General features: G+C 65.5%; 11 protein-coding genes and 1 tRNA gene. 6 read left to right on the forward strand and 6 right to left on the reverse strand.

Going from position 1 to position 8693, the window contains the following annotated elements; translation table 11 throughout:
• Positions 1–14: 14 nt before the first annotated feature.
• Positions 15–758: a metal ABC transporter ATP-binding protein gene (locus C4301_RS02920; protein ID WP_352413619.1), complete on the reverse strand. Its 744-nt coding sequence runs from the start codon at positions 756–758 to the stop codon at positions 15–17.
• 89 nt (positions 759–847) lie between these two features.
• On the opposite strand from C4301_RS02920, the gene C4301_RS02925 reads away from it, so the two are divergent.
• Positions 848–1876: a zinc-binding dehydrogenase gene (locus C4301_RS02925; RefSeq protein WP_352413620.1), complete on the forward strand. Its 1029-nt coding sequence runs from the start codon at positions 848–850 to the stop codon at positions 1874–1876.
• Between the two features lie 45 nt (positions 1877–1921).
• Entirely contained in the window at positions 1922–2929 is a 1008-nt protein-coding gene (locus C4301_RS02930) for an NAD(P)/FAD-dependent oxidoreductase (protein ID WP_352413621.1), read from the forward strand.
• A gap of 9 nt (positions 2930–2938) precedes the next feature.
• Here C4301_RS02930 and C4301_RS02935 read toward each other — a convergent pair whose 3' ends face one another.
• The gene (locus tag C4301_RS02935; RefSeq protein WP_352413622.1) at positions 2939–3238 is read right to left on the reverse strand and encodes a hypothetical protein; all 300 of its coding nucleotides are present in this window, start codon (positions 3236–3238) and stop codon (positions 2939–2941) included.
• Positions 3239–3268: 30 nt separating this feature from the next.
• Here C4301_RS02935 and C4301_RS02940 point away from each other — a divergent pair, with 30 nt between their 5' ends.
• The gene (locus C4301_RS02940; RefSeq protein ID WP_352413623.1) at positions 3269–3811 is read left to right on the forward strand and encodes a LabA-like NYN domain-containing protein; all 543 of its coding nucleotides are present in this window, start codon (positions 3269–3271) and stop codon (positions 3809–3811) included.
• Between the two features lie 6 nt (positions 3812–3817).
• Positions 3818–4834, forward strand: coding sequence for a hypothetical protein (locus C4301_RS02945; RefSeq protein ID WP_503012381.1), 1017 nt, complete (start codon positions 3818–3820; stop codon positions 4832–4834).
• Here the strand turns inward: C4301_RS02945 and C4301_RS02950 are convergent.
• Complete coding sequence (locus C4301_RS02950; protein ID WP_352413624.1) at positions 4831–5349, reverse strand: DUF402 domain-containing protein; 519 nt, start codon at positions 5347–5349, stop codon at positions 4831–4833. The genes C4301_RS02945 and C4301_RS02950 overlap by 4 nt on opposite strands.
• On the reverse strand, positions 5346–5537 hold the full coding sequence (locus C4301_RS02955) for a YgaP family membrane protein (RefSeq protein WP_352413625.1): 192 nt from the start codon (positions 5535–5537) through the stop codon (positions 5346–5348). The genes C4301_RS02950 and C4301_RS02955 overlap by 4 nt, the downstream gene beginning before the upstream one ends.
• 57 nt (positions 5538–5594) lie before the next feature.
• Here C4301_RS02955 and C4301_RS02960 point away from each other — a divergent pair.
• Together C4301_RS02960 and C4301_RS02965 are read left to right on the forward strand one after the other, a co-directional pair.
• Positions 5595–5671, forward strand: a tRNA-Ile gene (locus C4301_RS02960).
• 39 nt (positions 5672–5710) lie between these two features.
• Positions 5711–6868 (forward strand): class I SAM-dependent rRNA methyltransferase, encoded by a 1158-nt coding sequence (locus C4301_RS02965; protein ID WP_352413626.1) that lies wholly within the window; start codon positions 5711–5713, stop codon positions 6866–6868.
• Here the strand turns inward: C4301_RS02965 and C4301_RS02970 are convergent.
• Together C4301_RS02970 and C4301_RS02975 are read right to left on the reverse strand one after the other, a co-directional pair.
• On the reverse strand, positions 6865–7995 hold the full coding sequence (locus C4301_RS02970; RefSeq protein WP_352413627.1) for a citrate/2-methylcitrate synthase: 1131 nt from the start codon (positions 7993–7995) through the stop codon (positions 6865–6867). The two genes, C4301_RS02965 and C4301_RS02970, sit on opposite strands and share 4 nt — an antisense overlap.
• Before the next feature lie 55 nt (positions 7996–8050).
• Positions 8051–8693 (reverse strand): ThiF family adenylyltransferase (locus C4301_RS02975; protein WP_352413628.1); only part of this gene is annotated, 643 nt, incomplete at its 5' end.

The following is an 8693-nucleotide window of genomic DNA, read 5'->3' on the forward strand; positions in this document are numbered from 1 at the left end:
GTGCCAAGCCTCCATCATTCCGCCTCCCCTGCCAACCGGATGGCGTGGGCATGGCCCAAATGCCCGAAGGCGCGCCGCAGGCACTCCTCGCTCAAAGCCCTCTTCGGCGGACCAAAGCCGATGACCTCCCGGTTCAAGACCAAAACGTGGGTGGCGTGGTGGTAGGCCGCCTCCCAGTCGTGGGTGATCATGAGGACGGTGGCCCCCGACTGGGCCTGGTAGGCCTCCAGAAGGCGGTAGAGGTCCTGCTCGCCCAGGCGGTCGATCCCGGTGGCGGGCTCGTCTAAGAGCAGCAACCGGGGCCTCTTGACCAGGGCCCGGGCCAGGAAAACCCGCTGGAGCTGCCCTCCGGAAAGCCGCCCCAAGGGCCTTTCGGCAAGCTCCAAAGCCCCCACCCCCTCCAGAACCTCCAGGGCACGGGCCCGCTCTTCCCTGGTCACCCTAAAAGGCCATGCGCGTCGGATCCCCGAGACCACGAGCTCGAGGCTTAAAGCGGGAAAGCTCCGGTCAAAGGTCTTGATCTGGGGCACATATCCTACAAGGTGCGGATCGATATTTTTAGGAGGATTCCCAAAAACCCTTACCTCCCCCCGGTGCGGGATCAGGCCCAAGAGAACCTTGAAAAGCGTGCTCTTTCCCGCCCCGTTCGGCCCCACCACGGCCACGAACGCCCCTTGGGGGACGGAGAGGGAAACCCCCTTCAAGGGCTCAAACCCCCCCAGCCGCACCGAGACCGCCCGAAGAACGACCGCATCCACCCCGTAAATGATAACGCATTTTCATTCTTGGGTCAAGCCGATTGACCCCGGGCCACCCCCGTGAGAGAATCCCCTATCAAGGAGGTGGTATGCGGGCGGTCGTGATGGAAAGCCGGGGTGGACCAGAGGTCCTAAAGATCACGGAGGTCCCAGACCCCGTCCCTGGGCCCAAGGAGGTGCGCCTTAGGGTCAAGGCGGTGGCCCTAAACCACCTCGACCTCTGGGTGCGCAAAGGGGTGGCCAGCCCCCGGCTGGTCCTGCCCCACATCCTAGGAGCGGACGTGGCGGGGGTGGTGGAAAGCGTAGGCCCGGGGGTGACGGGGGTAAGCCCGGGGGACGAGGTGGTGGTCAACCCGGGGCTTTCCTGCGGCCGGTGCGAGCGGTGTCTATCCGGCCAGGACAACCTCTGCCCCCGGTACGAGATCCTGGGGGAACACCGCTTCGGCGGCTATGCAGAGCTCCTCGTGGTGCCCGAGGTCAACGTCCTGCCCAAGCCCAAGAACCTCTCCTTCGAGGAGGCCGCTGCCTTCCCCCTCACCTTCCTCACCGCCTGGCAGATGGTGGTGGACAAGCTCCAGGTCAAGCCAGGGGAGGATGTTCTGGTGATGGCCGCAGGGAGCGGGGTAAGCGTGGCCGCCATCCAGATCGCCAAGCTCCACGGGGCCCGGGTCATCGCCACCGCGGGCTCGGAGGAGAAGCTGAGGAAGGCCAAGGACCTGGGGGCGGACGAAACGGTGAACTACACCCATCCGGACTGGCACAAGGAGGTCCGGGCCCTTACAAAGGGCAAGGGGGCGGACGCGGTGGTGGACCACACGGGGGCGCTGTACTGGGAGGGCGTGATCAAGGCCACGGCCAACGGAGGCCGGATCGCCATTGCGGGGGCCTCCTCCGGGTACGAGGGGACGATGCCCTTCGCCCACATCTTCTTCCGGCAGATCACCATCTATGGCTCCACCATGGGTTCCAAGGGCCGGATGTTCCAGATCGTCCGCTTCCTCGAGGAGGGCCGGCTCCGCCCCATCGTCGGCCAGGTCCTGCCCCTGGAGGAGGCCCAGGAGGGGCACCGGCTTCTGGAGGAAAGACGGGTCTTCGGCAAGGTGGTCCTGAGGGTCTAAACGACCCCGGAAGGAAACCGACTCGTACCTGGAGGGAAGAAGAGGATGGAACACACGGACGTGATCGTCATCGGAGCGGGGCCCGCGGGGCTTTTCGCCGCCTTTTACGTGGGGATGCGGGGGCTTAGCGTGCGGCTCATCGACCCCCTTCCGGAGCCCGGGGGGCAGCTTTCCGCCTTGTATCCGGAAAAGTACATCTACGACGTGGCGGGTTTCCCAAAGGTCTTTGCCAAGGACCTGGTGAAGGGCCTGGTGGAGCAGCTTGCCCCCTTTAACCCCCATTACGCCCTGGGCGAACGGGCGGAGACCCTGGAGAGGACCGAGGAGGGCTTCCGGCTTACCACCTCCTTGGGCAACGCCTACACCGCCAAGGCGGTGATCATCGCCGCGGGGGTGGGGGCGTTTGAGCCCAGGCGCCTGGGGGCCCCTGGGGAGCGGGAGCTCGAGGGCAAGGGGGTCTACTATGCGGTGAGGGCCAAGGCGGAGTTCCAGGGGAAGCGGGTCCTGATCGTGGGAGGGGGGGACAGCGCGGTGGACTGGGCCCTTAACCTCCTGGATACCGCCAAGGCCATCACCCTCATCCACCGGCGGCCTCAGTTCAGGGCCCACGAGGCCAGCACCCGGGAGCTTTTGCAAAGGGCCGAGGAGGGCGCCCTGGCCGTCCTCACCCCCTATGAGGTCCGGCGGATAGAGGGGGAAGGTCGGGTGGAGCGGGCGGTGATCTTCCACAACCAGACCCAGGAGGAGCGGGTCCTCGAGGTGGACGCGGTTCTCATCCTGGCGGGGTACCTGACCAAGCTCGGACCTTTGGCGGGCTGGGGGCTCACGCTGGAGAAGAACCGCATCAAGGTGGACACGACCATGGCCACCAGCCTCCCCGGGGTCTACGCCTGCGGGGACGTCGTCACCTACCCGGGAAAGCTTCCCCTGATCGCCTTGGGGTTTGGCGAAGCGGCCATCGCCGCCAACCACGCGGCCGCCTACGCCAACCCTAGCCTCAAGGTGAATCCTGGCCACTCCTCGGAAAGGGCCGAGGAAAAAGCGGGCGTCTGAGGGCCTGGTCTACAGGCAAGAGGGCCCCCGCTTGTGGCTTTCTAGGTAGGCCAGGGCCTCCTCGAGGTCCAGCACCTGGGCCTTGGGCCCCGGGTCTACCACGAGCGCCTTTAACCCCAGGAGAAGCAGGCCCTTGAGAAGCTCCTCCTTGCACCAAAAGGACCGGCACTCCACCACCTCCCCCAAAGGGGGGCAGGCCTCCTTGCGGGTAAAGACCACCCCCATCCGCTTGGGCTCGAGGAGGATCAGGGGATCCAGCCGGCCCGGGGTGCGGTTCACCCAAAAGAGAGGCTGAAGGAGAACCTCCACAGGTGAAGGATACCCCTTTAAGATGGGGCCATGCGGATTGGCATCTTCATAGATGGCTCGTACATGTACCAAGCCTCCAAGCGGCTGGGCTGGAACGTGGACCACAAGCGGGTCCTGACCCAGTTCTCCACCCCCGAGCAGCTCTACAACGCCTTTTACTACGCCCCGGTCACTGACCCCGATGATGAGCGGCAAAAGCGGTTCATCGAGGCCCTGGTCTTCATGGGGTATACGGTGCGAAGCCGCTACACCCCAGGCCGGGAGCCCCGGTTTGAGGCCCTGATCGCCACCGACCTCCTCACCACCGCCCCCCGGTGGGACCGGGCCCTTCTGGCCTCGGCAAGCGGAGAGCTCGCCCACACCTTAACCGTCCTGCGGGGCATGGGCAAGGAGGTTCACCTCCTGGGGATTCCCGAGGCCGTGGACCTCGAGCTCCGCAACCTGGCGGACCGCTTTTTAGACCTCAGGGAGTGGCGGGAGGTGCTGGAACGGAAGGGGGGCGGCCGGCGGACCTACCCCACCCTTTCGGAACCCGTGGAGGAGGCCACCGTAGAGCTGGACCCTAGGGATTAAAGAGCCTTGCGCCTCAGAAAAAGCCTGGCCTTCCTTCTGGTCCTCCTGGTCTCCTGGACGGCCCCCGGCCACCGCCCCAAGGCGGAGGGGCTTCGGGCGTACCTCCCCTATCCCCCGGCCAAACGGGAAGCCTTTGTCGAGCGCTTTCTCGCCCTCAAAAGCAGCGCCCAGCTCCTTTTGGGGGAGGAGGCCGCGCGGGCGGTGGCCTGGCTTTTGCGCCTGGAAGTCCGAAACCAGGCCGAGGGCAAGCGCTCCGCCTTCAAAACCCCCCTGGAGGCCCTGGAGAAGGCGGAGGCCTGGCTTCATTCCATCGGCCAGGCCAAGCGGAGGGAGGCCGTGAACCTCGAGGGCCTACCCACCGCGCCCGGGTACGTCCTGTCCCACCAGGAGGAGATCCGGGCGGCCGCGGCCGCCCTCCGCATCCCCGCCGGGGTCCTGGCGGCCATCGTGGACAACGAGCAGTACGGGGGGGACAAGGCCTTGGGGCTTTCCCGGGGGGTACGGGAGGTGGCGGACGAAACCGCCTTGGCCCTGGCCAAACAGGAAGGCCAGGCCCCCTTTTCCCGCACATTGGGCCTGGCCCAGATGAGCTGGGAGGATACCCTGAGGCAAAAACCCCGCCTGGAGCGCTTCGGCGCCTGGGACCCCGCAAGGCCCTTTCCCAAAACGGAAACAGAGGCGCGGGAGGCCCTGAAAGACCCCTATCTGAACCTACTTTTCACCGCAAGCCGCCTGAGGGGGCTTTTCAACGCCTTGTATGGCCTTCCGACCGAGGACACCCGGCCCCTAGAGGACCCCTGGCTTTACTACCTGGGCCCCGCCTGGCACAACTACCCCTTCCGGGCGCAGAACCTCGAGACCTGGGAGGACAGCTTTCACGCCCTTTTCAAAGGCCTCCTCTACCAGGTGGTCCTGGAGGACTCGGTGGCGTGGAGGGCCAAAGGCCGCCTCCTCCTGCCCCTAAAGCGTTACGGCCCCGACTTCCCCAAAGGTACGGGCCCCGTTCCGGAGTTCTTTCCTTAAATCCGCTCCATCCAAGGCAGGGCCTCCCCGGGGGGCAGGACGGGCCAGCGCCGTTCGGCCATGTGACGGAAGACCTCGCCCACCGCCTCCTCGGCCTTTAGGACCCATTCCTCAGGGTAAAGGGGCCTCTTCCTGAGGAACTCCTCCCGGTCAAAGACCTCGCAGGCGTGGTCCGCCCGGCACTTCACGTCCAGCTCGAGGTCGTACTGACGGAAGGCCTCCCCCGTCCACTCAAACGGGGTCTGGATGTTCCAGTAGTACTCCAGAACCCGCCCTTCCCGCACGTCCGGCCCCCCGGAGTACCAGGCCCCCGGGAAAAAGGCCACGTAGGCCTCGTGGTCCAAGACCACCGATCTTCCCTTGGAGACGTGGTGGAAAAGGCCCCCCTGGGGCAGAAGGGTCAGAACCCCCTCCGGGCGGACCTCCACCACCTTGGCCTCCCAAAAGTAATGAAGAGCCCCTTCCGGGTACTTGAAGAACTCCACCCGGACCCAGGCCCCCACCTGAGGCTTCACCGCTTGGTGCTGATCCCCAGGAGCCTGTAAAGCCCGCAGAACCCCGTAAGGGCGGTGAAGAGCAAAACCGCCCCCACCACGCCCAAAACCCAGTTCCAAGGCGAAGCGGACTGGAAGGCGAAGTAGAAGAGGACGAGGGCCAGGATAAACCGGACCACCCGGTCGGTCGTGCTCTCATTGACCGTCATAGGGCACCTCCGGCTTCCAGTATACCCGGAGGCTATGGTACACTTTGAGCCTGGGACGGGCCGTTAGCTCAATCGGTCAGAGCGGCCGGCTCATAACCGGTTGGTTGCAGGTTCGAGTCCTGCACGGCCCACCACCTCCCCCGCCCTCGGCGGGGGTTTTTAAAGGAGGCAGGGTGGAAGAGCTGGTGGTCAGGCCGGGAAAGGAGCGGAAGCTCCTCAACTTCTACCCCCACGTGTACAAAGACGAGATCCTAAAAGCCCCAAAGGGGCCTGGGGTGGCCAAGGTCTTCAGCGCGGACGGGGGGTTTTTAGGAGTAGGGTATTTCGATCCGGAAGCCCGCGTTCCGTTCCGGCTTTACCGCTTCCGTCAGGAGGGGGAGGGCCCCCTGGACAAGGCCTTCTTCCTGGGCCGGTTCCAAAGGGCTTTGAAGAAGCGAGAGGGGCTGGGCGCCTTTGTTCGGATGGTCCACGGGGAGGCGGATGGGCTTCCCGGCCTGGTGGTGGACCGGTTCGGAGAGGTTCTGGTCCTCCAGGTGCGCACGAGAAGCGCCGAGGCCCTAAGGGGGGAGTGGCTTCCCGCCCTTCTGGAAGCCCTGGCCCCCAAGGGGGTCTATGAACGCTCCGATGTGGAGGAGCGGGTGAAGGAGGGGCTTTCCCCAAAGAGCGGCCCCCTTTTCGGAAAGGTGCCGGAGGTCTTGGAGGTGGAGGAGGATGGCCTCGTCTTCCCCATCCCCTTGGCCCTGGCCCAGAAGACCGGGTTCTACCTGGACCAGAGGGAAAACCGGAGGCGCTTTGAAGCCATGGTGGGGCCGGAAGACCGCGTCCTGGACGTGTACAGCTACGTGGGTGGCTTCGCCTTAAGGGCCGCTCGCCAGGGGGCCTATGCCCTGGCGGTGGACAAGGACCTGGAGGCCCTGGCCGTCTTGGACCGGGTGGCCCTAAGGATGGGCCTCAAGGTGGACGTGCGGCATGGGGAGGCCCTTCCGGTGCTCCGGGGGCTTACGGGGAGCTTCACCCAGATCCTCCTGGACCCCCCCACCCTGGTCAAGCGGCCCGAGGAGCTTCCCCGGATAAAGGCCCATCTGGTGGACCTCCTCAGGGAGGCCTACCGCCTCCTGGCCCCCGGGGGGTACGTCTGGCTTTCCTCCTGCTCTTACCACCTAGGCTTTCCAGAGCTCCTCGAGGTGAGCCGGCGGGCCGCCGCGGACACGGGCCGCCGGCTAAGGGTCCACGCCTTCTGGATCCAACCTAGGGACCATCCCTACAGCCTGCACATCCCGGAGAGCTTCTACCTAAAGACCCTGGTCCTTCAGGACGACCCCCTCTTCTAGCGGGCCTCGAGGGGGATGTAGGGGCGGTCCAGCTCCCCGATGTACCTGGCATCTGGGCGGAGAAGGCGGTTGTCCAGGGCCTTGTACTCCAGGATATGCCCCACCCAGCCCGAGATCCGGGCCACGGCGAAGATGGGGGTGAAGAACTCGAGGCCAAAGCCCAGGTCGGAGTAGACCACCCCGGAGTAGAAGTCCACGTTGGGGTAGATCCCCCGGGGGTTTAGGACCTTCCCCGCCTCCTCCTCCACGATCTTTAGAATCTGGTACGCCTTGGAGTGGCCGTGCTTTTCCGCCACCAGCCGGGCAAGCCTTTCCAGGACGCCGGCCCTCGGGTCAAAGGCCTTGTAGACCCGGTGGCCCATCCCCATGATCCGCTCCTTCTGGGCCAGCTTCTTCTGGACCCACTCCCGGGCCCTTTCGGGAGAGCCGATCTCCTGGATCATTTTCATGACCGCCTCGTTGGCCCCCCCGTGCCGGGGCCCCTTGAGGGAGGCCACGGCGGCGGTGATGGCGGAGTAGAGGTCCGTCTCCGTGGAAAAGGCGGCGATGGCGGTGAAGGTGGAGGCGTTAAAGCCGTGTTCCGCATGGAGGATGAGGGCCGCGTCCATCAGCCTGGCCTGCTCCGGGCTGGGCTCGGTGCCATTGGCCATGTAGAGGAAGTTGGCCGCGTGGGAAAGGTCCTCCCGGGGGGGGATGGGCTCCTTCCCCTCCCTAAACCGCTTGTTCGCCGCCACGATGGTGGCAAAGCGGGCCACGAGGTCCAGGCCCTTCTCGTAAAGGGCCTCCTGGGTGATCTCTCCCTCGGTGGGGTCCAAAAGGCCGAGCTCGGAGACCGCGGTGCGCAGGATGCTCATAGGATGGGCCTCGCGGGGGTAGCGGCGCAGGGAGTCCAGGAGGGGTTCCGGAAGGGCCCGCCGCTGGGCCAGCCTTCGGGTGAAGGCCTCGAGCTCCTCCTTTTTGGGCAATCTGCCGTGAAGGAGTAAGAAGGTCACCTCCTCAAAGGAGCTCTTCTCCGCAAGCTCCTGGATGGGGTAACCGAAGTAGTAAAGCCGCCCCTTCTCCCCGTCGATAAAGCACATCCGGCTCTCCGTGAAAAGAACGCCTTCCAGACCACGGGCCACTTCCATATCCTCACCCTTTCCTTTCCGCACCCCAAAGGGTGCCCCCAGGGGCATTCTACCCTCAAAACCCGCAGAAGGCCTCGTAGTCGATCAGGGTGGTCTGGGTGGGGCGGTCGCCGCAGACGGGGCAGGCGGGGTTGCGCCGGAGGGCGAGTTTCCGAAACTGGGCCAAGAGGGCGTCGTAAAGGAGGAGGCCGCCCGCGAGGACCTCGCCGATGCCGAGGAGGATCTTCAGGGCCTCTGTGGCCATGAGGCTACCCACCACCGCAGGCAAAACCCCAAACACCCCCGCCTCCGCACAGGAAGGAACGCTCCCCGGCGGGGGAGGCTTGGGGAAGAGGCAGCGGTAGCAGGGGCCCATCTCCCCCTCCTTGGTCCGGTGGTGAAAGACCGCCACCTGGCCGTCGAACTGGTGGATGGCCCCGTAGACCAGGGGCTTATCCAAAAGCACCGCGGCGTCGCTTGCCAGGTAGCGGGTGGGGAAGTTGTCCGAAGCGTCCACGATGAGGTCAAACCGGCCCAGGATCTCCAGGGCGTTTGCCGAAGTGAGGCGGACGGGGAAGGCCTCCACCTCCACATGGGGGTTCAGGGCTTTAAGCCGCTCGGCCGCCACCTCCGCCTTGGGCCGGCCCACGTCCATCGTGGTGTAAAGGACCTGGCGGTGGAGGTTGGAAAGCTCCACCTGGTCCATCTCCACCACCCCA

The sequence above is a fragment of the Thermus sp. genome (genome assembly GCF_040290245.1).
Taxonomy (GTDB): domain Bacteria; phylum Deinococcota; class Deinococci; order Deinococcales; family Thermaceae; genus Thermus_A.